Source organism: Bradyrhizobium sp. STM 3557 (assembly GCF_045571465.1).
Classification (GTDB): Bacteria; Pseudomonadota; Alphaproteobacteria; order Rhizobiales; family Xanthobacteraceae; genus Bradyrhizobium.
The window spans coordinates 1,113,601-1,139,521 of the sequence record NZ_CP120697.1; the positions used below are offsets into that span (position 1 = coordinate 1,113,601).

At 64.7% G+C, this 25,921-nt stretch carries 23 protein-coding genes; 17 read left to right on the top strand and 6 right to left on the bottom strand.

The window, feature by feature from the left end; all coding sequences use genetic code 11:
- Positions 1–105: 105 nt before the first annotated feature.
- A complete protein-coding gene (locus P6U24_RS05060) occupies positions 106–252 on the bottom strand; it encodes a hypothetical protein (RefSeq protein WP_407158096.1) in 147 nt (48 codons plus the stop codon).
- A gap of 161 nt (positions 253–413) precedes the next feature.
- Here P6U24_RS05060 and P6U24_RS05065 point away from each other — a divergent pair, with 161 nt between their 5' ends.
- From P6U24_RS05065 to P6U24_RS05120, 12 genes are all read left to right on the top strand, one after another.
- On the top strand, positions 414–599 hold the full coding sequence (locus tag P6U24_RS05065) for a hypothetical protein (RefSeq protein WP_407158097.1): 186 nt from the start codon (positions 414–416) through the stop codon (positions 597–599).
- Between the two features lie 507 nt (positions 600–1,106).
- The gene (locus P6U24_RS05070) at positions 1,107–2,057 is read left to right on the top strand and encodes a sugar-binding transcriptional regulator (protein ID WP_407158098.1); all 951 of its coding nucleotides are present in this window, start codon (positions 1,107–1,109) and stop codon (positions 2,055–2,057) included.
- A 207-nt stretch (positions 2,058–2,264) separates the two neighbouring features.
- The gene (locus P6U24_RS05075) at positions 2,265–3,554 is read left to right on the top strand and encodes an ABC transporter substrate-binding protein (RefSeq protein WP_407160782.1); all 1,290 of its coding nucleotides are present in this window, start codon (positions 2,265–2,267) and stop codon (positions 3,552–3,554) included.
- 270 nt (positions 3,555–3,824) lie between these two features.
- Positions 3,825–4,697: a carbohydrate ABC transporter permease gene (locus tag P6U24_RS05080; protein ID WP_407158099.1), complete on the top strand. Its 873-nt coding sequence runs from the start codon at positions 3,825–3,827 to the stop codon at positions 4,695–4,697.
- 4 nt (positions 4,698–4,701) lie between these two features.
- Positions 4,702–5,532, top strand: a complete 831-nt coding sequence (locus P6U24_RS05085; RefSeq protein WP_407158100.1) for a carbohydrate ABC transporter permease — start codon at positions 4,702–4,704, stop codon at positions 5,530–5,532.
- 13 nt (positions 5,533–5,545) lie between these two features.
- Positions 5,546–6,550 (top strand): ABC transporter ATP-binding protein, encoded by a 1,005-nt coding sequence (locus P6U24_RS05090; RefSeq protein ID WP_407158101.1) that lies wholly within the window; start codon positions 5,546–5,548, stop codon positions 6,548–6,550.
- A gap of 52 nt (positions 6,551–6,602) precedes the next feature.
- Positions 6,603–7,376 (top strand): SDR family NAD(P)-dependent oxidoreductase, encoded by a 774-nt coding sequence (locus tag P6U24_RS05095; RefSeq protein WP_407158102.1) that lies wholly within the window; start codon positions 6,603–6,605, stop codon positions 7,374–7,376.
- A gap of 28 nt (positions 7,377–7,404) precedes the next feature.
- On the top strand, positions 7,405–9,057 hold the full coding sequence (locus P6U24_RS05100; protein WP_407158103.1) for an FGGY-family carbohydrate kinase: 1,653 nt from the start codon (positions 7,405–7,407) through the stop codon (positions 9,055–9,057).
- Positions 9,054–10,001 carry a carbohydrate kinase family protein gene (locus P6U24_RS05105; RefSeq protein WP_407158104.1) on the top strand — a complete coding sequence of 316 codons (948 nt, stop codon included), beginning with the start codon at positions 9,054–9,056 and terminating at the stop codon, positions 9,999–10,001. Before P6U24_RS05100 ends, P6U24_RS05105 begins: the two co-directional genes overlap by 4 nt.
- Positions 10,002–10,154: 153 nt before the next feature.
- Complete coding sequence (gene glgC, locus P6U24_RS05110; RefSeq protein ID WP_407158105.1) at positions 10,155–11,420, top strand: glucose-1-phosphate adenylyltransferase; 1,266 nt, start codon at positions 10,155–10,157, stop codon at positions 11,418–11,420.
- A gap of 10 nt (positions 11,421–11,430) precedes the next feature.
- Complete coding sequence (gene glgA / locus P6U24_RS05115) at positions 11,431–12,888, top strand: glycogen synthase GlgA (protein WP_407158106.1); 1,458 nt, start codon at positions 11,431–11,433, stop codon at positions 12,886–12,888.
- 1,192 nt (positions 12,889–14,080) lie between these two features.
- Positions 14,081–15,565, top strand: a complete 1,485-nt coding sequence (locus tag P6U24_RS05120; RefSeq protein WP_407158107.1) for an amidohydrolase family protein — start codon at positions 14,081–14,083, stop codon at positions 15,563–15,565.
- A gap of 246 nt (positions 15,566–15,811) precedes the next feature.
- Here P6U24_RS05120 and P6U24_RS05125 read toward each other — a convergent pair whose 3' ends face one another.
- Positions 15,812–16,786, bottom strand: a complete 975-nt coding sequence (locus tag P6U24_RS05125) for a LacI family DNA-binding transcriptional regulator (RefSeq protein ID WP_407160783.1) — start codon at positions 16,784–16,786, stop codon at positions 15,812–15,814.
- A 218-nt stretch (positions 16,787–17,004) separates the two neighbouring features.
- Between P6U24_RS05125 and P6U24_RS05130 the strand changes: the two genes are divergently transcribed.
- Both P6U24_RS05130 and P6U24_RS05135 read left to right on the top strand, forming a co-directional pair.
- Positions 17,005–18,306, top strand: coding sequence for a M24 family metallopeptidase (locus P6U24_RS05130; RefSeq protein ID WP_407158108.1), 1,302 nt, complete (start codon positions 17,005–17,007; stop codon positions 18,304–18,306).
- Positions 18,307–18,465: 159 nt separating this feature from the next.
- On the top strand, positions 18,466–19,428 hold the full coding sequence (locus P6U24_RS05135) for an NAD(P)-dependent oxidoreductase (protein WP_407158109.1): 963 nt from the start codon (positions 18,466–18,468) through the stop codon (positions 19,426–19,428).
- 257 nt (positions 19,429–19,685) lie between these two features.
- On the opposite strand, the gene P6U24_RS05140 is transcribed toward P6U24_RS05135, so the two are convergent.
- Entirely contained in the window at positions 19,686–20,696 is a 1,011-nt protein-coding gene (locus tag P6U24_RS05140; protein WP_407158110.1) for an aldo/keto reductase, read from the bottom strand.
- A 185-nt stretch (positions 20,697–20,881) separates the two neighbouring features.
- Positions 20,882–21,304: a PaaI family thioesterase gene (locus P6U24_RS05145; protein WP_407158111.1), complete on the bottom strand. Its 423-nt coding sequence runs from the start codon at positions 21,302–21,304 to the stop codon at positions 20,882–20,884.
- A 69-nt stretch (positions 21,305–21,373) separates the two neighbouring features.
- On the opposite strand from P6U24_RS05145, the gene P6U24_RS05150 reads away from it, so the two are divergent.
- Both P6U24_RS05150 and P6U24_RS05155 read left to right on the top strand, forming a co-directional pair.
- On the top strand, positions 21,374–22,006 hold the full coding sequence (locus tag P6U24_RS05150; protein ID WP_407158112.1) for an NUDIX hydrolase: 633 nt from the start codon (positions 21,374–21,376) through the stop codon (positions 22,004–22,006).
- Positions 22,007–22,031: 25 nt separating this feature from the next.
- Entirely contained in the window at positions 22,032–23,219 is a 1,188-nt protein-coding gene (locus P6U24_RS05155) for a hypothetical protein (RefSeq protein ID WP_407158113.1), read from the top strand.
- Between the two features lie 262 nt (positions 23,220–23,481).
- Here the strand turns inward: P6U24_RS05155 and P6U24_RS05160 are convergent, their stop codons facing one another.
- Positions 23,482–23,787 (bottom strand): hypothetical protein, encoded by a 306-nt coding sequence (locus P6U24_RS05160; protein WP_407158114.1) that lies wholly within the window; start codon positions 23,785–23,787, stop codon positions 23,482–23,484.
- A gap of 217 nt (positions 23,788–24,004) precedes the next feature.
- Between P6U24_RS05160 and P6U24_RS05165 the strand changes: the two genes are divergently transcribed.
- Positions 24,005–24,484: a hypothetical protein gene (locus P6U24_RS05165; protein WP_407158115.1), complete on the top strand. Its 480-nt coding sequence runs from the start codon at positions 24,005–24,007 to the stop codon at positions 24,482–24,484.
- 155 nt (positions 24,485–24,639) lie between these two features.
- On the opposite strand, the gene P6U24_RS05170 is transcribed toward P6U24_RS05165, so the two are convergent.
- Positions 24,640–25,815 carry a beta-propeller fold lactonase family protein gene (locus P6U24_RS05170; protein WP_407158116.1) on the bottom strand — a complete coding sequence of 392 codons (1,176 nt, stop codon included), beginning with the start codon at positions 25,813–25,815 and terminating at the stop codon, positions 24,640–24,642.
- Between the last annotated feature and the right edge of the window lie 106 nt (positions 25,816–25,921).

The window sequence follows — 25,921 nt, forward strand, 5'->3', positions numbered from 1 at the left end:
ACGAGGTCGGATTGTCCTCAGGTTCGCCGGCATTTTGCGCTAATTCTTCAGGAAAGGAGTTCCTTTGATGGCCAAAGCACGCGCAACCCAAGCGGGTCTTCATGATCATGCCAAGACGATCGCGAAGCCCTCGGCGTCGGCTACCTTTTTCTGCTCCAGATGCTGCTCGCAGGCTTGAACGATCGGGCCAAGCGCGGCTTTGCAGATGCGGCCGATCTGATCGCGACATTCCAGGCCGATCTGGCCGCGCACGCCGAGGCGGGTGAGATCGACGGCGGCATGATGGCTTTTCTCGGCGGGGCATTGCAGCAGGCGGGGATCGCCGCCTCGCCCGAGCTGCAGGCTGCCTCGGGCCAGCTCGACGATGCAACGGCGCGATCGGGGCGCGGCGCGAGCGATGGGCCGAGCTGTTCGTGTTCAACGCGCTGTGGATGCGGGAAGATCCCGAGGAATACCCCGCCTGGGCCGATCTCGCCGTGGTGGCACGGGCCGTTCTCGGCGGGCATGATCTCAACAAGATCGGGCTGATGCGTGCCATTGCCGAGCGGACGGTCGAATATCTGTCCAACGAGGCCGATGACCTCGGCGATTTGTTTTAATCGCCCCGCATGAGCTGCAACGGTGCTGGAGGGCCATGATCTCACCGATCGGCCTGCGGGCAAAATCGCTGAGCGAAGGTCGTCGTCTATCGAATGAGGTCGATGAACTGCGGTGAGGCGGTCGTTCATGTGAGCGCGCGCTCGGGAGCATCGTTCCTGATGCAACCCGAGCCGATGGCGAGCTTTATGCTGCCGCGCAGCATATCACCATCCCTCGACGTCCCTTCATGCAGGCCGGCCCCGGGCGCTGCTCGCGTCAGAAGCCTCTCGTTTGCGTCTCAAGGCTGTGGCCTGATCGTCATCCCTGACGGCGTCGATGGGCTCGAAATGGTCCGTCAACGCATCACCTTTTCAACAGTGATGCTCGCGGCAGTCGAGCAGCGCGATGCTGATGGGGCATCCGGCTCCTCAACTGCCGCCGCCCGCCGAGCATCGACAAGAGAGAACTATTGCTCATCGCCTGGGCATATGTTCTGTTTCGGTGATTGCATGCAGGATTTCCACCAGATGGCGGCCAACGACAGCGACAAGTCCCGGCTCGATGATGCGGCACGCGCCGGCTGGCTCTATTTCATCGCCGGCCACACCCAGGACGAGATCGCAAAGATGCTGCAGGTGTCGCGTGCCTCGGCGCAGCGGCTGGTGTCATTGTGCCTGGCCGAGCGGCTGATCACCTTTCGGCTCGAGCATCCGATCGCATCCTGCATGGAGATTGCGGCGCAGCTCAGGGACCGTTTCGATCTGGTGCATTGCGACGTGGTGCCGACCGATCCGGCCGCGCCGTCGGCGGCTGCAGGCATCGCCGAGCGCTGCGCGAATCTGCTGGAGTTGACACTGCGCTCGGAAACGCCGGTCATCATCGCGCTCGGCACCGGGCGTGCGGTGCGCGCCGCGGTCGAGCGGGTGACGCCGGTCGACCGCCCGGAGCATCAGATCGTGTCGCTTGTCGGCAACATTCTGGCGGACGGCTCGGCAAGCTTCTTCGACACGGTCGGTCGGCTCGCCGACCGCACCGGCGCGCGGCATTACCCTATGCCGCTGCCGTTCTTGATGGACTCGCAGGACGAGCGCGACCGCATGGTCCGGATCGACGCGATCACGAAAGTGAAAGCGGTCGCCGACAAGGCGGACCTGAAGCTGATCGGCATCGGGCAGATGGACCAGAAGGCGCAGATGCATATCGACGGCTTCGTCACCCGCGAGGAGCTCACGGAGATGATGCGGCTGGGCGCGGTCGGCGAAATCACCGGCTGGGCCTATGACGCGAAGGGCAGACTGATCAAGGGCGGCACCAACCGCCGTCTCACCAGCATCCCGCCAGATGTGCCGGCAAAGGCGCTGACAGTCGCGGCTGCGCTCGGGCCGGCGAAGATTCCTGCCATCCGCGCCGCGCTTGCAGGCCGGCTGATCAACGGCCTGATCACGGACGAAGCGACTGCGCACGCTATTCTGGCCTGAACAATCTCTCTCTTGCATGCGACGCGTCCATCATGCGCGTGCGCAATATCGCGCCGCACAACTCCAGGGCGCGGAAGCGTGCTTGACAAAGTCACCGCTCTATAGTGAACATAAGCCCAACGCGTGAGCATATGTTCAAAACACGCGGGGAGAGGGAGGACATCCGTGAAGACCATCTTCACTGCGAAAGTCGCTTTGGGCGCCCTCATGGGCGCGGCCGCACTCGCGATGTCGGCGCCGTCGCTCGCCGAGACCACGCTCACCATCGCCACCGTCAACAATGGCGATATGATCCGGATGCAGGGCCTGACCGGTGAATTCACCAAGGCCAATCCGGACATATCGGTGAAATGGGTCACGCTGGAGGAGAACGTGCTGCGCCAGCGCGTCACCACCGACATCGCAACGAAGGGCGGCCAGTTCGACGTTCTGACCATCGGCACCTATGAAGTGCCGATCTGGGCCAAGAAGAATTGGTTGGTGCCGCTCGACAATCTCGGCACCGACTACGACGCGAACGACATCCTTCCGAAGATCAAGGACGCGGTGTCGGTCGACGGCAAGCTCTACGCCGCGCCGTTCTATGGCGAGAGCTCGATGACGATGTATCGCACCGACTTGTTCGACAAGGCAGGCCTGAAGATGCCGGAGAGCCCGACCTGGGACTTCGTGATCGACGCCGCCAAGAAGCTCACCGACAAGTCGGCCGGCGTCTACGGCATCTGCCTGCGCGGCAAGGCCGGCTGGGGCGAGAACATGGCGTTCCTGACCGCGATGGCCAATTCCTACGGCGCGCGCTGGTTCGACGAGAAATGGGAGCCGCAGTTCAACACGCCGGAATGGAAGAAGACGCTGTCGACCTATGTCGACCTGATGAAGGAAGCAGGTCCTCCCGGCGCCAGCTCGAACGGCTTCAACGAGAATCTCGCGTTGTTCAACGCCGGCAAATGCGCGATGTGGATCGATGCCACGGTGGCGGCGTCCTTCGTGACCAACCCCAAGGACTCCAAGGTCGCCGACAAGGTCGGCTTTGCATTGGCGCCGAACACCGGCCTTGGCAAGAACGCCAACTGGCTGTGGGCGTGGAATCTCGCAATCCCCGCCGGCTCCAAGAAGGTCGACGCGGCCGAGAAGTTCATCGCCTGGGCGACCAGCAAGGACTACACCAAGCTCGTCGCCTCGAAGGAAGGCTGGGCGAACGTGCCGCCGGGCACCCGCACCTCGCTCTACAAGAACGAGGACTATGTGAAGGCTGCGCCGTTCGCCAAGATGACGCTGGCCTCGATCGATGCGGCCGATCCGAACAAGCCGACGGTCAAGCCGGTGCCTTATGTCGGCGTGCAATATGCCGCGATCCCGGAATTCCAGGGCATCGGCACCTCGGTCGGCCAGCAGTTCTCGGCCGCGCTCGCGGGCTCGACCTCGGTCGATGCAGCACTTAGCGCCGCACAGTCGTCGACCGAACGCGAGATGAAGCGCGCGGGCTACATCAAATAGGTCGATTGCGATCGGCCGCCTGATCAGCTCATTCCTCCCGAGCTGACACTTGCGGCCATCCCCGGTGACGCTCTTGGGATGGCCGCTTTTTCACACTCGACATCCGCGAAGATGTTTCGCCGATACTTGGTACATTGCGCTCCTCATCAGCGCCGTCATTGCGAGGAGCGTTAGCGACGAAGCAATCCAGACTTTCTTTCGGCTCCTGGATTGCTTCGCTTCGCTCGCAACGACGAGGCAAGTCGCGACGATTGAGTTCGGGAGCAAGGCATGGCCACCAAACAGACGCAAACCTTGGCCCGGGCGCTGCTGTCGCCGGCCGTGCTGCTGCTCTTCATCTGGATGATCGTGCCGCTGGCGCTCACGATCTATTTCTCGACGCTGCATTACAGCCTGCTCGATCCGGGCTCTGAGAGCTTCGTCGGCCTCGAGAACTTTCGATACTTCCTGACCGATCCTGCCTTCCTGGCCTCGCTACAAAATACGCTGGTCCTGGTCGGGTCGGTGCTGCTGCTCACCATCGGGCTCGGCATCCCGATCGCGTTGCTACTGGACCAGCCGGTGGTCGGCCGCAACTTCGTCAGGCTGATGGTCATCGCGCCGTTCTTCGTGATGCCTACCGTGAGCGCGCTGGTCTGGAAGAATCTGTTGATGCATCCGGTCTCCGGCCTGTTCGCCTGGATCGCGCGATCGTTCGGCTTGACGCCGATCGACTGGTTCACCGATGCGCCGCTGCTCGCCATCATCTTCATCGTGGCCTGGCAGTGGCTGCCATTCGCGACGCTGATCCTGCTGACTGCGCTGCAGTCGCTCGACGAGGAGCAGAAGGAGGCGGCCGAGATGGACGGCGCCAGCGCGCTGTCGCGCTTCATCTATCTCACCGTGCCACACCTGGCGCGCCCGATTACGGTGGTGATCCTGATCGAGACGATCTTCCTGCTCACGGTGTTTGCCGAGATCTTCGTCACGACCGGCGGCGGGCCGGGCCTGCAGACCACCAATATCGCCTTCCTGGTCTATTCCCAGGCGCTGATCCAGTTCGATGTCGGCAGCGCTTCAGCCGGCGGCCTCGTCGCGGTCGTCATCGCCAACATCGTCGCGTTCTTCCTGGTGCGGATCGTCGGCCGCAATCTGGAGGCCTAAAGAGATGGCACGCAAGGTCACGACCACGAACGTTGTTGTCTCCACCACCGGCGCATGGCTGGTCGGCTTCCTGATCTTCTTTCCGATCCTGTGGATGGTGCTGGCGAGCTTCAAGACCGAGCTCGAGGCGTTCGCGACGCCGCCCTCCTTCCTGTTCTTCCACTGGACCACCGAAAACTACGCCACCGTGCAGGAGCGCAGCGACTACCTGCATCACGCGCTCAACTCCATCGTCATCGCGGGCGGCTCGACGCTCATTGCGCTGTTGATCGCCATCCCTGCGGCCTGGTCGATGGCGTTCTCGCCGACGAAGCGCACCAAGGACGTCCTGCTCTGGATGCTGTCCACCAAGATGATGCCGCCGGTCGGCGTGCTGGTGCCGATCTACCTGATCTACAAGAATGTCGGGCTGCTCGACACCCGCGCCGGCCTGATCTTCATCCTCTGCCTTGGCAACCTGCCGATCGTGATCTGGATGCTCTTCACCTATTTCAAGGAGATCCCGAAGGACATCCTGGAGGCGGCGCGGATGGACGGCGCCACGATCGGCCGCGAGCTGATCTATGTGCTGACGCCGATGGCGATCCCGGGGCTGGCCTCGACCTTGCTGCTCAACCTCATCCTCGCCTGGAACGAGGCGTTCTGGACCTTGAACCTGTCGACGCTGGAAGCGGCGCCGCTGACGACTTTTATCGCCTCATATTCGAGTCCGGAAGGCTTGTTCTGGGCGCGGCTGTCGGCGGCCTCGACCCTGGCGATCGCGCCGATCCTGATCATCGGCTGGTTCAGCCAGAAACAGCTCGTGCGTGGGCTGACATTCGGTGCGGTGAAATAGAGGGGACTGGACCATGGGCCAGATTACATTACAGGGCGTGCAGAAGGCATTCGGTCCCGTCCACATCATCAAGGGCGCCGATCTCGACATCGCCGACGGCTCGTTCGTGGTGTTCGTGGGACCGTCCGGCTGCGGCAAGACCACGCTGCTGCGGCTGATCGCGGGGCTGGAGGACGTCACGGACGGCAAGATCCTGATCGACGGCAAGAACGTCGTCGCGGTGCCGCCGGCCAAGCGCGGGCTGTCCATGGTGTTTCAGTCCTACGCGCTCTATCCGCATATGAGCGTGCGCGGCAACATCGCCTTCGGCCTCAAGATGGCCGGCCTGCCCAAGGACGAGATCAATCGCAAGGTCGAGGCGGCCGCAGCGACGCTCAACCTGACGCCCTATCTCGACCGCAAGCCGCGCGAGCTTTCCGGCGGCCAGCGTCAGCGCGTTGCGATCGGCCGCGCCATCGTGCGCGAGCCCAAGGCCTTCCTGTTCGACGAGCCCTTGTCCAATCTCGATGCGGCACTGCGCGTGCAGATGCGGCTTGAGGTGACGCGGCTGCAGAAGCAGCTCGCCACCACCGCGATCTATGTGACGCACGACCAGGTCGAGGCCATGACCATGGCCGACAAGATCGTCGTGCTGAACGCCGGCAAGATCGAGCAATATGGCTCGCCGATCGAGCTCTACCAGAAACCGGCCAATCTGTTCGTGGCGGGCTTCATCGGCTCGCCGAAGATGAACTTCATCACCGGCGACGTCGCCGCCCAGCACGGCGCGGCCACCATCGGCGTACGGCCGGAGCATTTCCATATTGATGGCGGTGGCCAAGGTTGGTCCGGCAAGGTCATGGTCGCCGAGCATCTCGGCAGCGACACCTTCCTTTATGTCGACGCCGGACCGGTCGGCACCTTGACCGCGCGCTGTGAAGGCGAGAAGGGCGTCAAGGCCGGCGACCAGGTGACGCTGGTGCCAGATCCCAACCGGATCTATCGCTTCGATGCGAGCGGCAACGCGATTTTTGCGTGAGAGAGAGAGGGCGCCACCTTCGTGGCGCCGACGAGAAAGACGGACGACGGCCATGTACATGGAAAAATTCAAGCTCGACGGAAAGACTGCGCTGGTGACCGGGGGAGGCCAAGGCATTGGGCTCGCCTGTGTCGAGGCGCTGGCGGAGGCGGGCGCCAAGGTCGTGATAGCCGATCGCGACAGCAAGGTCGCCACCGCAGGGCAGGCCGAGATGAAGGCCAAAGGCTACGACACCGAGACCGTCCTGATGGACGTCACCGATTCCGCGCGGGTGACGCAGGTCGCCGACGAGCTGGTGGCGCGCTATGGCAAGGTCGATATCCTGGTCAACAATGCCGGCATCGCCCGCAGCGAGACGCCGGCCGAGACCGTCACGGACGAGCACTGGCTGAACGTGCTCGACGTCAACCTCAACGGCACCTTCTGGTGCTGCCGCGCCTTCGGCAAGCACATGCTGGCGGCGAAGGCCGGCAACATCGTCAATATCGGCTCGATGTCCGGCTTCATCGTCAACAAGCCGCAGGAGCAGTGCTTCTACAACGCCTCCAAGGCCGCAGTGCACCATCTGACCAAGTCGCTCGCCGCCGAATGGGGCGCGCGCGGCGTGCGGGTCAACGCGGTGGCGCCGACCTATATCGAGACGCCGCTGAATGCCTTCGTGAAGAACAGCCCGCGCATGTACGACGCCTGGATCGGCGGAACCCCGATGGGGCGGATGGGGCAGGTCGACGAGATCGCCTCGGTGGTGCTGTTCCTGGCCTCCGAGGCGGCGAGCCTGATGACCGGCAGCGTCGTCGTTGTCGATGGCGGGTACACTTGCTGGTAAGCTCGCGTCAAAACTGACGGGAGCGATCATGCGGCAGGCTTACATCGGCGTCGATGTCGGGACATCGAGCACGCGAGCGGGCGTCTTCGACGAGGCGGGCAATCTGCTCGCCTCCGCGAAATATCCGATCCAGCTCTGGCAGGAGGCGGGCGACATCGTCGAGCAGTCGTCCGCCGGCATCTGGAACGCCTGCGTGACCTCGGTGCGGGCGGCGATGGCGGAGGCGGCCATCCCGCCGGAAGCTGTAAAGGGCATCGGCTTCGATGCCACCTGCTCGCTGGTCGTACTGGACGGCCGCGGCCAGCCGCTCACGGTCAGTACGTCCGGCGATCACCAGCGCAACGTGATCGTCTGGATGGATCATCGCGCGATTCCCGAGGCGCGCGACATCAACGCGACGCAGGACGACGTGCTGCGCTATGTCGGCGGCTCGATCTCGCCGGAGATGGAGATGCCCAAGCTGCTCTGGCTGAAGCGGCATCTGACATCGAGCTTCGATGCGGCCGGCCACTTCTTCGATCTCGCCGACTATCTCACCTACAAGGCCACCGGCTCGCTGGCGCGCTCGATGTGCACGGTCACCTGCAAGTGGAATTATCTCGCCCACGAGCAGCGCTGGAGCGCATCCTATTTCGAGCGCATCGGTCTCGAAGAGTTCGCAGCCGAGCGCTACGCGCGGATCGGCACCGAGATCGTCGCGCCCGGCACGCCGCTCGGCCAGGGCCTGTCGCCCGCGGTGGCGCAGGAGCTTGGACTGCTCGCCGGCACGGCCGTCGGTGCCGCGCTGATCGACGCCCATGCCGGCGGCATCGGCGCGATCGGCGGCCGCGCCGCCGATGGCGGCGAGGTCGATGTCCGCGACCGCCTCGCTTACATCATGGGGACGTCCGCCTGCATCATGGCCACCACGCGAGAGCCGTCGTTCGTCCCGGGCGTGTGGGGACCGTATTACCAAGGCATGGTGCCGGGCTTCTGGCTCAATGAGGGTGGCCAGTCGGCGGCGGGCGCTGCGATCGATCACCTGCTGCGGTCGCATCCTTCGTTCGCCGAGGCCAGCGCTGCGGCGCATAACGGCGGGCTCGACGTCATCGAGTTTCTCGAACGCCGCATCATGGCCCGGGTCAAGCATGTCGGCGAAGCAGCGCTGCTGGCGCGCGATCTGCATATCCTCCCCGAGTTCCTCGGCAACCGCTCGCCCTATGCCGATCCGGATTCGCGCGCCGCCATTGCCGGCCTCGATCTCGATACCGACATTGGCGCGCTGGAGCGGCTGTTCGTCGCCGGCCTCTGCGGGCTCGCTTACGGCCTTGCCGATGTCATCGACGCCTTTGCTGAGAACAATGTGCGCAGCCGCATGGTTGTGATGGCGGGCGGCGCCTCCCGCAGCCCGTTGGTGCGGCAAATCATGGCCGACACCACGGGACTGACAGTGGCGCTGCCGCGCACGCAGGAGCCGGTGCTGCTCGGCGCCGCCATGCTGGGGGCGGTCGCGAGCGGCGGCTTCCGCTCGCTGAGTGAGACCATGGCCTCGATGTCGGCGCTCGGACGTCTCAGCGATCCGACCGATCCTGATCTGACCACCTTCCATCAGCGCAAGCGGCGCATCCACAAGATGCTGCGCACGCTCGATCGCGACAGCCGCGCCATCATGCGCGAGGGCAAAGCGGGGGCGCACCCATGATCCTGAGCTGCGGCGACGCCCTGATCGATTTCGTGCCCGCGACCACGAACCAGGGGCGCGATGCGCTGATGCCGGCGGTCGGCGGCTCCTGTCTCAATGTCGCGGTTGGCCTGGCGCGTTTGGGCGCGCCGACCGGCTTCGTCGGCGGCGTCTCGACCGACCTGTTCGGCAGCATGATCGCCGATCATGCCGCCGCCTCCAATGTCAATCTGCGCTACGCCACCCGCGGCGACGACCAGACCACGCTCGCCTTCGTGCGCATCGTCGCCGGCGAATCGCATTACGCGTTCTACGATGCCGCGACCGCCGCGCGGAATTGGGCCTATCCAAGGGGACGCATCCCCTTTGAAACCATCGACGCCGTGCATGTCGGCTCGACCACCTTGGTGCACGACCAGGGCGCCGCCGAGACGGAAGCGATGATCGCCGATGCGAGCCGCACTGCGACGATCTCTTTCGATCCCAACTGCCGGCCCAATTTGGTCAAGGACAAGGTGGCCTACCAAGCGCGCATGGAGGCGTTTGCCGCTCAAGCCGACATGATCAAGATGTCGGATGTCGATTTCGACTACCTCCACGGCCATGATCGCTATGCCGAACGGGCCGAGGCGCTGCTTGCGGCCGGCAGCAAGCTGTTCGTCGTGACCCGTGGGCCGAAAGGCGCGCTGGCCTGGCATCGGACCGCCGGTGCGGTCGAGGTTGCCGCACCTGCCATCACCGTGGTCGACACCATCGGCGCCGGCGACAGCTTCCAGGCGGCGCTGTTGTTCGCCCTCCATAAGCAGGGCCGCCTTCGCAAGGCCGAGCTGCCGATGATGACCGAGGCCGAGCTGCGCCGTGCGCTGTCCTTCGCCGCCGTCTGCGCGGCCGTGACCTGCACCCGCCCCGGGGCCGATCCGCCGCACTGGTCCGAGATGGCGGCGAACTGGGACGCGCTCGCCTGATCGGAGCCATTGCGCTCCCCTTGCGGAACTGGTTGTCTGTTCACCCGTCATATAGAAGCAGCCAGCGGCGGGATAGCATGCAGGCCCAAAAGGGCGGCACCGGCTTTCGCCTGGGCCTGACTGCGCCGACGAGATGCCAAGAGGGAGGAACACATGGCACCAGCCGGAACTGAGCCGCTCTCGCGTCATGCGCTGGCCTATGTGCTGGCGGGGGGCCGCGGCAGCCGGTTGCTGGAGCTGACCGACAGGCGCGCCAAGCCTGCGGTGTATTTCGGCGGCAAGTCCCGCATCATCGATTTCGCGCTGTCGAATGCGGTGAATTCCGGCATCCGGCGCATCGCGGTCGCCACCCAATACAAGGCGCACAGCCTGATCCGGCACCTGCAGATGGGCTGGAATTTCTTCCGCCCCGAGCGCAACGAAAGCTTCGATATCCTGCCCGCCAGCCAGCGCGTCTCGGAGACGAGCTGGTATTCCGGAACGGCGGATGCGGTCTACCAGAACATCGACATCCTCGAGAGCTACAACATCAAATACATCGTGGTGCTGGCCGGCGACCACATCTACAAGATGGACTACGAGGCGATGCTGCAGCAGCACGTCGACCAGAAGGCCGATGTCACCGTCGGCTGCCTCGAGATGCCGCGTGCGGAGTCCTCCGGTTTCGGCATCATCCATGTCAACGAAGACGACACCATCCGCGCCTTCATCGAGAAGCCGGCCGATCCGCCGCCGATGCCCGGCAAGCCGGACATGTCGCTCGCCAGCATGGGCATCTATGTGTTCGACGCCAAGTTCCTGTACGACGAATTGAAGCGCGACGCCGCCGATCCGAATTCGGCCCACGATTTTGGCAAGGACATCATCCCCTACATCGTCAAGAACGGCCGCGCGGTGGCGCATCAGTTCACGCGCTCCTGTGTGCGCTCCGGTGACGATCCGCGCAGCTACTGGCGCGACGTCGGCACCGTCGATGCCTATTGGGCCGCCAATATCGATCTCACCGACGTCGTGCCCGAGCTCGATTTGTTCGACCGCTCCTGGCCGATCTGGACCTATTCGGAGATCGTGCCGCCTGCCAAGTTCGTGCATGACGAGGGCGACGGACGGCGCGGCGAGGCGATCTCGTCCCTGGTGTCAGGCGGCTGCATCGTCTCCGGCGCATCGGTCCGGCGGTCGCTGCTGTTCACCGGCGTTCACCTGCATTCCCACGCCCGGCTCGAGGGTGCGGTGCTGATGCCCTATGTCCAAGTCGGCCGGCATGCGCGGCTGAAGAACGTCGTCATCGATCGCGGCGTGCAGATTCCCGAAGGTCTCGTCGTTGGCGAGGACCCCGAGTTCGACGCCAAGCGCTTCCGTACCTCGCCGAACGGCATCTCGCTGATCACCCAGCCGATGATCGACGGACTCAATCGATGAGCGACTTGAAATGAGCGACTTGCGCGTCCTCTCGGTCGCGTCGGAAGTCTATCCGATCGTCAAAACCGGCGGGCTTGCCGATGTGGCCGGCGCGTTGCCGGCGGCGCTGCGCATGGAAGGCGTCGCGGTGCGCACGCTCATGCCGGGCTATCCCGCCGCAGTCGAGGCACTGCAATCCGCGACGAACGTCCTCGCAGTGAAGGATTTGTTCGGCGGACCGGCGCGGCTGCTTGCCGGCACGCATGGCCAGCTCGACCTGCTCGTGCTTGATGCGCCGCATCTGTTTGCGCGTCCCGGCAATCCCTATCTCGGCCCGGATGGCAAGGATTGGCCTGATAACGCCTTCCGCTTCGCAGCGCTGGCGCGGGTCGCAGCCGAGATCGCGCTGGGTGCCATCCCTGCCTTCGTGCCCGATGTCGTTCATGGCCACGACTGGCAGGCAGGACTGCTGCCGGCTTACCTGCGCTACAGCCGACGGCCGCATCCGGGCACGGTGATGACCGTGCACAATCTGGCCTTTCAGGGCCGCTGCCCGCGCGAGCTATTAGGCTCGCTCGGCCTGCCGCCGGAGTCGTTCGCGGTCGACGGCGTCGAATATTACGGGACCATCAGTTTCCTCAAGGCTGGCCTGCAATTCGCCGATCGCATCACCACGGTGTCGCCGACCTACGCACTGGAGATCCAGGGCGCCGAGCAGGGCATGGGGCTGGACGGCCTGCTCCGTGCGCGCTCCGCTGTCCTCACTGGGATTCTCAACGGCATCGACATGTCGGTCTGGGATCCCGCGCATGATCGCGCCATCGCCTCGCATTACGGCGTCGACAGCCTGGAGGCGCGGGCGCCGAACAAGGCGGCGCTGCAGCAGCGCCTGCGATTGCGGGTGTCGCCGGATGCCTTCCTGCTCGGCGTGGTCAGCCGCCTGTCGTGGCAGAAAGGGCTCGACCTGTTGTTCGCCTGCCTGCCGACCATCCTGAGTGGCGGCATGCAATTGGCGCTGCTCGGCGACGGCGACGCCGATCTGCGCGAGGCCTTTCGCGGAGCCGCCAGCGCGAACCCCGGCCAGATCGGCGTCGTCACCGGTTATGACGAGAGCCTGGCCCACGCCATTCAGGCCGGCTCCGATGCGTTGGTGGTGCCGTCGCGCTTCGAGCCCTGCGGCCTGACGCAGCTTTGCGCGCTGCGCTACGGCGCCATCCCGATCGTCGCCGCCGTCGGCGGCCTTGCCGATACCGTCATCGACGCGCATGAAACGACCGATGCGACCGGCTTCAAGTTCTCGCCCGTCACGGCCGAGAATCTCGACCACGCGCTGCGCCGTGCGGCCGCTGCGTTCTACGCCTCCCGCGCCAATGGTTCGGAGTGGCTGCGGATGCAGCTCAACGGCATGCTGACCGACGTCTCCTGGCGCCATCGCGCCGCGCGCTATGCCGAGTTGTATCGCCAGATCGTGGCGCAGCGCGGCGGGTAGTATTATTGAAGCGAGGTATCGCTTTCTCGTCATTGCGAGCGACGCGACGTGTCCGCCGAAGCCCAGCGGGCGAAGGCGGAAGCAATCCAGCGCCAGGAAAAAGGTCTAGATTGCTTCGTCGCTTCGCTCCTCGCAATGACAATGGAGGAGCAGCGTTCCATATTAACATCTCAATCAGCATCGGACATGCCATCGCATCCTCGCGGCGGATCGCGCCCGAGTGGTACCTAGCGACATGCCCTTCGAAAGGAATCGAGAGGGCGCAGGGAATGCCGGGTGAAGGCTTCACCCATGGCCCGCCTGCAGAAAGAAAAGCAGGCGGCAGTCACCACAGGTGCAGCCGATCAACCGGCATTCCCTGCGCGATGGTTTTAACGCTTATACGTGCTCTCCTCGGGGACCGGCTCGATTGCCCCCGTTTGCGACAACGCGCAAAGCGCGCTGCGCAGGACGCCAGCACCGGGGCGCCAGGACCACACGACTTCACGTCCATATCGATGTTGTTCGTCGGCATGACCTGAGATCACGCGGCAACCCGATACGGCCATCGCATCCCCGCCTCACGTGTCGTGACGATCGCGCGCAACGCCCCTCTCGGCGAGGCAGGATGGGAGCATGATCCATAATTTCTGCAAAAACGAAAGAGAAAAATTTGGCCGCGAGGACCGCGCGCGCCGTTTGCTGTTGATCCGGCTCACGAAATGAGTTTTTGCGCGACGGCATTTTTCGCCACCGCCGCAGGTATTCAGAGTGCGAGATCGAAAAAAAGCTCAACGTGATTTGCCCGACAGGCAGTCATGTAACGGTGTCGTCCCGCCCTTTGCGCCCGGACCCATAACCACCGCCAGTAAAGCCGGTGAGTTTGGGTCCCGGCGTTCTCGGCGTGCATTTGCGCGCCTGACCGGGACGACAGCGGGTATGCGGCAAGATCGGGCGCCCAATCGCTTCCGCCGTCGCTCGGAGCAGCGGGGGCATGAGGTGCTTCGCCGGCCCACTTGCAGAGCTGACCCGCCCCGCGATCTTTGCACTTTACCCTTGCTCGGTTGTCGTCCGATATTTCGGCTGCAGCGTTTGTTGTCGCGATACTGCCGGAGGACGCGATGCCATGTGAGGAATCATGCCGGTTTTCACCGGAACGCTTGCCACCAAAACTAACACCTTTTGCACCGATGCCAGCGACGCGCGAGACCTCATGACAGACTCTTCTGCCAATTCCTTCGACCTCTTCATCCGTGGCGGCACCGTGATCGACGGCACCAGAGCGCCGCGCTTCGACGCCGATGTCGGCATCCGCAACGGCCGTATCGCGGCGATTGGCGATCTCAAGGTCGCGAAAGCCGAACGCACCATCGACGCGGCCGGCAAGATCGTGGCGCCCGGCTTCGTCGACTCGCACACTCATGACGACAGCGCCGTGCTGGTCGAGCCCGAGATGCCGTTCAAGATCTCGCAAGGCGTGACCACGGTGGTAGCCGGGAATTGCGGTGTCAGCGTCGCGCCGTTGAAACCGGGCACGCCGCGGCCGATGCCGCTCGGCCTGCTCTCGGCCGGCGGCGGCCGCGACACCGAGTTCGCCACCTTCGCCGATTACGTAGCGATGCTGCGTGCAAACCCGGCGTCGGTGAACATCGCGCCGATGGTCGGTCACACCGCGCTGCGCGCCTCTGTCATGAGCGATCTGTCTCGGCCTGCAACGGAGAGCGAGATCGCCGAGATGCGCGCGCTGGTGCAGGAGGCGCTGGATGCTGGCGCGATCGGTGTCTCGACCGGCACCTTCTATCCGCCGGCGGAAGCAGCTCCCACTGAGGAGATCATCGAGATCTGCCGTCCACTGACCGGCACCGGCGCGGTCTATGCGACGCATATGCGCAACGAGGCCGATCGCGTGATGGACTCGCTCGAGGAGAGCTTTGCGATCGGCAAGGCGCTCGACGTGCAGGTGGTGATCTCGCACCACAAGGTGACGCAGCCGGCCAATTTCGGCCGGTCGAAAGAGACGCTGCCGGTGATCAGCAAGGCGATGCAGTGGCAGTGCGTCGCGCTCGACTGCTATCCCTATAACGCGTCCTCGACCATGCTGCACACCGATCCCGCCAAGCTCAAGGTTAAGGTCGTCGTCGCTGCCTCCAAGCCGCATCCGGAAGTTGCGGGGCGCGATCTTGCGGAGATCGCCTCGCAGTGGGGCGTCGACCGGCTCGAGGCGGCCAAGCGGCTGCAGCCGGCCTCCGCGATCTACTTCGCGATGGACGAGGCCGACGTGCAGAACATCCTGGCGTTCGAGCCGACCATGATCGGCTCCGACGGCCTGCCGTTCGGCGAGCGGCCGCATCCGCGGCTATGGGGCACCTTCCCGCGCGTGCTCGGCTATTACTGCCGCGAGCTGAACCTGTTCTCGCTCGAAACCGCAGTGTGGAAGATGAGCGGGCTGACGGCGCAGAATTTCGGCATCAAGCAGCGTGGCACCATCGCGCTCGGCAACCACGCTGACATCACGATCTTCGATGCAGCGACCGTGCGCGACACCGCGACCTATGACGAGCCCTGCGTGCCGGCCTCCGGCATCGAGGCCGTCATCGTCAACGGCGCCCTGACGTGGTGGCAGGGCGCTCACCAGGGCGCGAGGGCCGGGCAGGTGATCACGCGCGCGGGGACGGCGGCGAGCGCAGCGGTCGCTTGAGCGGACGGATGCACACATATCTCGCCGCGCACTCGCTCTAACCTCTCCCCGCTTGCGGGGAGAGGTCGGATTGCATCGTAAGATGCAATCCGGGTGAGGGGGTACGGGTATGGCTACTCGCACCGATCGGGCGTCTGCCCCTCACCCCAACCCTCTCCCCGTGAAGGACGGGGCGAGGGGGCGCACCGCCTGCTGCGCAATCGCTCGCGCGACTTCTCCAGACATCTGAAATCACTGCTGATCGGATCAGGCCGGCGGCGCTGCCGTCGAGCCGCGCACGATCAGTTCGGGCGCCAGCACGATGTGCTCGCGCTTTGCGGCTGGCGTGGCGATGCGCTCCAGCAACAGCTTCGCTGCCGCTTCGCCCATGTCGCGCTGGGCGATGCGCACCGTGGTGAGCGGCGGCGACAGCATGTCGACATAGGGCATGTCGTTGTGCCCGACCACCGAGACATCGATGGGACACCCGAGCCCACGCGCCGCGAGCGCATCGTAGACGCCCAGCGCAAGCAGATCGTTGGCGGCGACGATCGCGCTCGGGCGCTGCCTGCGAGCCAGCAGGCGCAGCGCCGCCTCGCGACCGGCCTCGCGCGTGTAGCTTGCTGCGATCTCCACCGCGGTGGCGCGCGCGCTCAAGCCCGCACGCGCTGCGCTGGCCTCGAAACCGGCGCGGCGCCGCGCGCCGGTCGAGATGTTAGACGGGCCGGCGACATGGCCGACGCTGACATGGCCGAGCTCGGCGAGATGATTGACCGCGAGCCGCATGCCTTCGGCGTCGTCGCTGGCGACCGACGCCAGTCGCGCGCTGCCGTCGAGCCGGTTCACCAGCACCGCGGGGATCCCGGCATCAAGACAATGCTTCACGATGCTGTCGCGCAGACTCACCGTCGCCAGCACCAGACCGTCGACGCCGCGCGCGATCAGCCGGTCGACGAATTGCTGCTGTGACCGGTGGGCGCCGACGTCGACGACGATGGTTGCATAGCCGGCAGCATCGAGCTGATCGGCAATGCCCGACAGGATCGGCGGAAAGCCGGGGTCGGCGATATCGGGCACCAGCACGCCGATCAGTCCGCTGCGCCCGGTGCGCAAGGCCGCCGCCGCGAGGTTCAGCCGGTAACCAAGCGCGTTGGCAGCTGCGTGAATGCGCTGGGCGACAGCGTCGGCGACGAGATGCTTCATGTCAGGGCTGAGCGCACGCGACACCGTCGAGGGATGCACGCCGCAGCGCTCGGCAATGTCCTTGATGGTCGGCCGTGGCGCTCCGGCCGGCACAGTGCGCGCTCGCTTATGCTGTCGTCGGTCGTGATCCATCGGCCTGTCGTCATGTCGCGATGCAGCGACGATTGCGTCCCCGCGCAGCTTGACAGCTTGCGCGTGCATGCAATAAATCGCTTATTGCAATCGATTGCAATAGCCATCATCTGGATATCCGCAACATGACAGGCACCGCGCTCAAGCCGCATCTGGTCAGTCCGGAACACCTCGATCCGCATTGGCGCTGGGATCGCGCCATTCCCTCGCACGGCCATGTCTCGGTCGATTTCGAACGCCGCGTCGATTTCGACCGGCTGCGGCGCTACCGCCTGGCGCGGGCGCGCGCGGCATTGAAGGCCTCCGGTTGCGGCGCGCTGCTGCTGTTCGACGTCAACAACATCCGCTACGTCTCCGGCACAAAGATCGGCGAATGGGAGCGCGACAAGCTGTGCCGCTTTGCGCTGCTCGCGGGCAATGGCGAGCCGATCGTGTGGGATTTCGGTTCGGCTGCCGTGCATCACCGCATCTATTGCGATTGGCTGCCAGCCGAGAGTTGTCGCGCCGGCATGCTCGGCATGCGCGGCACCGTGCCGCCCGCGGTCGGGCTGATGAAGGCGCATGCCGAGGAGGTGATGAGCCTGCTGCGGTCAGCCGGCGTCGCCGACATGCCGGTCGGCGTCGACCTCGCGGAGACCGCGATGTTCTTCGAGCTGCAGAAGGCAGGGATGAAAGTCGTCGACGGCCAGCAGGTGATGCTGGATGCGCGCGAGATCAAGAACATCGATGAGATCATGCTGCTCAACCAGGCGGCCGCCATGGTCGACGGCGTCTATCACTCGATCTACGAGCATCTGAAGCCGGGCGTGCGCGAGAACGACATCGTCGCGCTCGCCAACAAGCTGCTCTATGAGATGGGCTCCGACGACGTCGAGGCGATCAACGCGATCTCGGGCGAGCGCTGCAATCCGCATCCGCACAATTTCACCGACCGCATCTTGCGTCCGGGCGACCAGGCCTTCTTCGATATCCTGCAGTCCTATCAGGGCTATCGCACCTGCTATTACCGCACCTTCAATGTCGGCCGCGCGACGCCCGTGCAGCACGATGCCTATAAGCGCTGCCGCGAATGGCTCGACAACGCGATCGCGCTGATCAAGCCGGGCGTATCGACCGACACGGTCGCGAGCGTCTGGCCAAAGGCCGAGGAGTTCGGCTTCCCCTCAGAGATGGCGGCGTTCGGCCTGCAGTTCGGCCATGGGCTGGGCCTCGCGCTGCACGAGCGGCCGATCATCTCGCGGCTGGTCTCGCTGGAGAACCCGATGGAGATCAAGACCGGCATGGTGTTCGCGCTGGAGACCTATTGCCCGGCGGCCGACGGCTACTCGGCCGCGCGCATCGAGGAGGAGGTTGTGGTCACCGACAAAGGCTGCCAGGTGATCACGCTATTCCCCGCGGAAGAGCTGCCGATCGCCAATCGGTACTGAGTTGATCGTCGTATATAGAAGCCGTCGGAGCGACCCTCAATTATTTCGTCATTGCGAGCGAAGCGAAGCAATCCAGAGCTGCGGGTGGGATTCTGGATTGCTTCGTCGCTTCGCTCCTCGCAATGACGGACGCCGCAGCAAGAAGATAGGGAGGTGACAATGACCGCCACGCATTCGCTGGGCTGGATCGGCATGGGCCGGATGGGCTTTCCGATGGCCGAGAGACTGCTCAAGGCCGGCCACAAGGTGGCGATCTGGAACAGGACGCGCGCCAAGGCCGAGCCGCTCGCGGCCAACGGCGGCCGCATCGCCGATCGGCTCGATGAGCTCGCCGCCTGCGACATCGTGTTCTCGATGGTCTCGACCGGCAACGATCTCGAGCAGATCTATTTCGGCCCGAATGGTCTTCTCGCGGGAAGCGGCCGGCGGCCGAAGATCCTGGTCGACTGCTCGTCGATCGGCGTCGACGAGTCCGAGGCGATTGCTTCTCGGCTCAAGGAGATCGGCTGCGCCTTCGTGCGCGCGCCGGTGTCAGGCAATGGCAAATGCGTCAAGGCCGGCAAGCTGTCGTCGGTGGTCTCGGGTCCGAAGGATGCGTTCGAGACCATCGCGCCTTATCTGAAGGTCATCGCGGCCTCGGGCATCTCCTATGTCGGCGAGGGCGAGCTGGCGCGCATCTGCAAGATCGCTCATAACGTGATGCTCGGCGTCGTGTTCCAGAACCTCCTCGAGATCACGATCCTGGCGCAGAAGGCCGGCGTGCCCCGCCACGCCTTCCTCGACTTCATGAATGCCAGCGTGATGGGCTCGGTGTTCACGAAGTACAAGAGCAACGCGCTGGTCAATCTCGACTGGACCACGACCTTCACCGCGCCGCTTTTGCGCAAGGATCTCGATCTCGGCCTGCAGGCCGCGCGCGAGCTGGGAGTGGCGATGCCGATCACGGCGACGGCGCGCGAGGCGCTGCAGGCCCATATCGGCGCCGCGTATCTGCAAGGCGATCCGGCCGGATATCTCGCCAAGGACTTCGCGACGCTGCTCGAATCCGTCGCCCGCAACGCCGGCATGACGCTTGCGCCCGAGAACGTGCCGACGCCGACGGGGCTGGAGACGGAGGGATAGGGATTTGCGCTCGCTGATTTCGGGTCGGCTGCGAGCGTCAACATAGGTGCACCCTCTCCCCTTGCGGGAGTCGGGACGAGTGAAGCCCTGGGGGGGCCTGAGATGCGAAGCATCGAAGGCGGGTGAAGGGTTTGTCTCCTCGTGCACGAATCGTGGAGAGAGACCCCTCACCCGGCTCAATCTCACTTCGCGATCTTGAGCCACCCTCTCCCACAAGGGGAGAGGGTGCACCGCCGATGCTGCTACAGAGGCGGTCTTTATCCCACCCGCGGCTTGCGGCCCTCGATCGGATAGGCCGGGTCGTTGTAGCCCGGCGTCGAGGCGTGGCCGGTGACGACGAGACGGTCGATCAGCGCCTCGTCGTCGGCGGCGAAGGGATAATCGAGCGCGCGGATGTAGTCGTCCCACTGTTCTTCGGTGCGCGGACCTGCGATCACTGAAGAGACCAATGAGGAGTTCAACACCCAGGCCACCGCGAGCTGACCTGCGGTGAAGCCCTTGGCCTCGGCGTGGTGCTTGATCTCCTGCGCGAGCTTCAAGGATTCCGGCCGCCATTCGGTCTGCATCATGCGCGTGTCGTTGCGGCCTGCGCGCGTATCCTGGTCCGGCGCGGCATCGACGCTGTATTTGGCGGTGAGTACGCCGCGCGCCAGCGGGCTATAAGGCACGACGCCGAGACCGTAATACGCGCAGGCCGGCAGATGCTCGACCTCCGGCATCCGGTTCATCGCGTTGTAATAGGGCTGGCTGACGATGGGCCGGTCGATGCCGAGCCGGTCGCAGATGTTGCAGATCTCGGCGACGCGCCAGGCGCGATAGTTGGAGACGCCGAAATAACGGATCTTGCCGGCGCGCAGCAGATCGCCGATCGCGCGCACCGTCTCCTCCAGCGGCGTCGCGTGGTCCTCCTTGTGCAGATAGTAGATGTCGATCACGTCGGTGCCGAGCCGCCTTAGGCTTTCATCGACCGCCTGCAGCACCCAGCGCCTCGAAAGGCCGGCGCGATTGGGATCATCGCCCATCGGATTGGCGAGCTTGGTGGCGAGAATCCAACGGTCGCGCTCCCCAGCGATGGCGCGGCCGACCACCTCTTCTGAGCCGCCTTTGTTGTAGGCATCCGCCGTGTCGATGAAGTTGATGCCGGCCTCGCGCGCCTTCGCGATGATGCGCGCGGACGCCGCCGCGTCGGTCGGGCCGCCGAACATCATGGTGCCCAGGCAGATCGGCGAAACCTTCAGGCCGCTACGGCCGAGCTGACGGTAATGCATGGGATGCCTCGATGTTCATGTGACGCAGGATAGCTATGGCGTCATTGCGAGCGAAGCGAAGCAATCCAGCAATGTCAACGTGAAAGCAGCCTGGATTGCGTCGTCGTCGGAGCCTGCCGTCGGGGTCGCCGGAGGCGAGACCCGATGGGCTCCTCGCAATGACGGCGCAGATGCTGGTACGTCTCTCACGCACTCTTCAAGATCTTGAACACGCCGCTCGCCATTGCGATCACGCGCTCACCAGCCGTGACCTCGGTGGTGATGAAGATCAGGCTCTTGGTGGTGCGAACCACGCGCGGCCGGGCGATCAGCGTCTCGCCGATCTTGCCGACCTCGACGAAATGCACGTCGAGCTGGACGGTCGCCAGATGCGGCTTGCCGGAAACGAAGCGGGCGGTCATGCCGCAGGCCCGGTCGGCGAAGGTCATGATCACGCCGCCTTGAACCAGGCCGCGGCGATTGTGATGCTTGTCCTCGGTGTGCAGCGCATATTCGTAGGCCCCGTCGACATTCCGCTGCCACAGCGGGCCGACCAGATGCAGGAAGCCGCTGGTATCGACGATCTCCCAGCCGTCGGATTCGAGCTTGGCCAAGCCCGTCTTTGTCATGCGTCCGCACTTCCCACCAATGAAACCCGGCTGCTTTCATCACGGCCAGCCGTGATGTAGTCAAGCGACATGGCCCTGCCGTTTGACGATACCACCCGACGGAATATTGCAGAGCGCTGTGCCGCCTTCGTGCGGCTATCCGAGGGCGACGCCACGCTGGCGCTGAAGCGCGCAGCGGTCGCGATCGCGCTTACAGCCTCCGATCGTGGTGACATCGAGACTGCGCTGCTGCTGACCCGCCGAGCCGCGTCGTTGCGGACGCATCGTGCGCAATGGGCGCTGCCGGGTGGGCGGTGCGACACCGGCGAGACGCCGGTTCAGGCGGCCTTGCGTGAGCTGCATGAGGAACTGGGGCTCGCGCTGGCGGCGGACGCGGTGCTCGGCCTGCTCGACGATTATCCGACCCGCTCGGGCTATCTGATCACGCCTGTCGTGATGTGGGTGGGCGGCACGGCCGTGCCGGTGCCGAACCCGGACGAGGTCGCATCGGTGCACCGGGTCGAGCTTGCTGCGATCGCGGCCGACGATGCCTTCGATTTCACCGCGATCCCGGAAAGTCCGGGACGCGTGATCCGCTTCCACTATGGGCAGGGGCTGATCCACGCGCCGACCGCGGCCCTGATCTATCAGTTCCGCGAGGTGCTGGCCGGGCGCAATACCCGCGTCGACACGCTGGAACAGCCGGTCTTTGCCTGGAAGTAGCCGCGGTTTTCGCTACAACCGTGCCATGCATCACCCTCCGATTCGTCATGTCCTCCTGATCACTGGCCTGTGCCTGTCGTTCGCAGCGCCATCCCTGCACGCGGCCGGGCCGGGCGCGGCAGCGGCGCCGATGGACGCAATGGCGCAGGCCGCCTCGCCCGAGGCGATCGCCGACTACCAGCGGCGGCTCGCGGAGTACAAGGAGGCCCGCGCGGCCTTCGATGCGCAAGCGAGCGCCTATTGGAAGGCCATCGCCGACAAGCGGCGCGGCCGCAACGCCAAGCGGCGCGACCACGTGCCGATCACGCTCGACGATTATGTGCTGGAGCAGCCGCCGGTCTATACTGGGCCGAAGCGCCCGGTGAATCCGCAGCCGGAGCCGGAAGGCGAGCCGCGCGAACCCAAATACATTCCCGTTGTCGCCGACCTGCTGCAGGCCGCGCGCGACCAGTTCCAATGGGCGCCGCAGCGTCCGACCAATGAGAGCGATTTCAAGCGCGCCTATGCGAACTTCGCCTCGACGAGCGGCCTGACGCGCGAGCAGGCGGTGCGGGTCTACGCCTTCGAGACCGGCGGCAACGGCAGGCACGACTCGCAATCCGGCTTCAAGGGCAACCGCGCGATCTCGACCGCGATCGGCTACAATCAGCTGCTCACCACCAACACCGTCGAGCTGCTGGCCGAGCAGGGGCCGCTGTTCATCCGCGTGCTGAGCGAGCGCGTCGGGCAGACCAGCGGGCCGGGTCGGCAGGCAATGGAGCACAAGCTTGCGGTGCTGAAGAAGATGGTGGCGATCGCCCGCTCGGTGCCGGACGACTGGTCCGCGCATGAGCAGATCGGCAACAGCCAGCAGGGCTGGGCGCTGCATGCGATGGTGCTCGACATCGATGTCGGCCCGATGCTGCAGACCTACAAGCTCCTTACCTCGGTGCTGTTCGCCCGCGCCAGGGGCTTTACCCGGCCGCTGACCGCCGCCGAGCTCGAGATGATGAACCTGACCGGCGACGGCACCGGCTTCGACATGGTGACCATGCCGCTCGAGATGCGCGACCAGGTGCCGACCGCGAACTTCTTCCAGCGCGGTGGCTATGAGCGCAACCCGGTCGCGGTGAGACACAACACGGTGGCCAAGCTGCTCGCGGTCACCGACGCCCGGATGGATTCGCTGAGCGGCCTGCCGGGATCGAAAGAGCTGGCCGGGGCGTTCAATTAGGGCGTCGGTGAAGGCTCGCGAAGCTCGCGGCCAATTCGGTGCACCTTCTCCCTTTGTGGGAGAAGGTGGTTTCGAACGAAGTTCGAACTCGGATGAGGGGTCTGTCTCCGCAGATACGGACCCCTCACCCGGCGAGAATTTCGCTTCGCTCATTCTCGCCACCCTCTCCCACAAAGGGGAGAGGGTGCACTGCCCATGCGGCGATAGACTGACGAATCCTTCTTGACTCGCCCGCAATCCGCGCGGATCAATCTGCTCTTGCTTAATCCGAACCGAACATGAAGCTGCCGTCGCCCTCGAGATAGGGGCCGGTGCGCATGTAGAGCTGGCCGTTCTGGCCGATGAAGAACAGCGTGCCCTTCGGCACCTTCTTGGCGCCCTTGAGCAGCATGTTGGCGTTCTTGGTCCCCATCTTGTAGGCGAGGGTCTTGCCGTCCTTGCCGTAGGCGTAGCCCATGTCGGGCCTGAGCTCCCACGCCGCCGGCTCGGCAGGGTCGGCGCTGGCGCCGATCGTCGATGTGCCGATCAGCGCCACTGCCGCCAGGACTCTCAATATTGGGGTCGTCATCTCATCCTCCTTGAACGCGAAAAGCCGCCATCTCGTTTCGAACAAATCAAGAACCAGATCGCTTCGCCGATGCAACCGGGCACGCTGTCGCAGCGGCATGCCGGCATCACCTTGTAATTTTCGTGCTCCGCCGCACGACTATCTTTTATTCATACGCTAGAACCAAATATCCATACGCTGAACCACCACCGAAGAAATTTTCGCGGGGACGAGTCGAATGAACCACGTCACGAAGTCGGTCTTGTATGTCGCGTTATCGCTGGTGACGCTGGTGTCCGCTGCGCACGCCGACGAGTTCAAGCTCTCGAACAACCAGCGCATTGCCTGCAGCCGAGGGCTCTCGCCGGGAAAACTGAACACCGCGACCTGCAAGTCCTATACCTACCTCTTCAATGTCAAAACGTCGGAGTACTTCCGGTGCCAGGTGTCGCTGTCGCTGACACGGGACAACAAGGAGGTCATCAACGTGCAGACCGACGGCGGCTGCACCAAGAAGCCGCGCGTCTTCGATACCGATTCCAACTACGCATTCGACGCCACCGAGAGCGAGCCGGCCAACACCAACTCGTTCTTCGGCTCCGGCGGCTATTCGATCTGGGCCGCGGACACCACCCAGCAGAAGGTACGCGGCTGCATCACGATCTCCTCGGGACTTGGCTCCGACATTTCCAAGTGCCTGGACATGACGTTCCAGTGACGGGCGGCGCCACTCCGACTTCTTCGTCATTGCGAGCCACCCGGTCCGCGCAAAGCGCGGCCGGATGACAGGCTCCGCGAAGCAATCCAGCATCACACGAAGATTTTGGATTGCTTCGTCGCCTTCGGCTCCTCGCAATGACGGAGATGGCCCCCTCAATTCCCCATGCGCGCCGATGCCGGGTGGCCGGGCACCTTGAAGCGCTTGCCGGTGTCGGTGACCTCGCTGCCATCGACCTTCAGGATCGAGAAGTCCTGGTCGAGGAAGTTGCCGGCCAGCAAATACTTGCCGTCGGGCGTGAACATGATGGCCTCGGGCAGGCCGCCGACCTCGATGTCCTGCGTCTTGGTCACCTTCTTGCCGTCGATCTTCAGGATCGAGATGCTGCCGTTCTTCTTGTAGAAGAACGCATTCTTCATGTTCGAGCCGCGCAGGATCGCGGCCGCCGCGAGATCGCCCTTCGGGCTCATTGCAAAGCCTTCCGGGCCGTCGCCGATCACGACGCGGTCGATGATAACAGGCGGATTGGCGGTGAGATCGATCACGCTGGTGGTGTCGACGCTGCCGTCCGAGGAGCCGGAGGCGCCGTTGTCGGCGGTTAATGCCAGCCTGCTGTCCGGCGTCACCACCACATTATAGGGCCATTGGCCCGTGGGCAGGTCGATCTTGTTGTAGCTGACCTTGCCGCCGGCGACGTCGAGGATCGAGACCTTATGCGCCGGGAAGCGCACGGCCAGCGCCCGCTTGCCGTCCGGCGTGAACTGGACGTGGGCGACGCTGTCCGGCAGGCTCACCGTATCCGTCACCTTGACGTCGGTGCCGTCGACCGAGAGCACGCTGACCGAATTGTCGCCGCGATTGGCGACCAGCGCCATCTTGCCGTCCGGACTGAAGCTGAGGCCCGAGGGCTGCTTGCCGCCGGTGATGGTGGTGGCGAGCTTCGGCGGGCTGGCCTTGAGATCGATCACATAGATCTTGTTGTCGGGCGACTGCTTCAGCGCCTCGCCATCCTTGGCGACATCGACGGAATCGGCCACCAGCGCCACCGCGCCGGTCGGATCGATCGCGACATTGACCGGAGGCCCGACCACCGAATTCTTCAGCGGCAGCGAGGCCACGATGTTCGGGCTTTCCGGATCGGCGAGATCGACGATCAGCACCTGGTCCTTGCCGGCGGGCGCAAGCACGGCCTTGCCGTCGGCGTCCCAGCTGATCTTCTCGTCCAGCCCGACGATCATGAAAGGTTTCGCACGCGCCGCCGTCAGGCAAGTGGAGGCGAGCAGCGCAAGGCTTCCTGCAACGAGCAGGCGCGCTAGAGAAGGTGCAGGCATCAGCGTTCTCCCGGTCATGGCCGGCCTCTGACGGGCCGGCTTCAGCCCGGCAGCCTATGCGGGAGATCGCTTTCTTGCCAGAGCGAAAGGGGCCTTGCGAAAATGG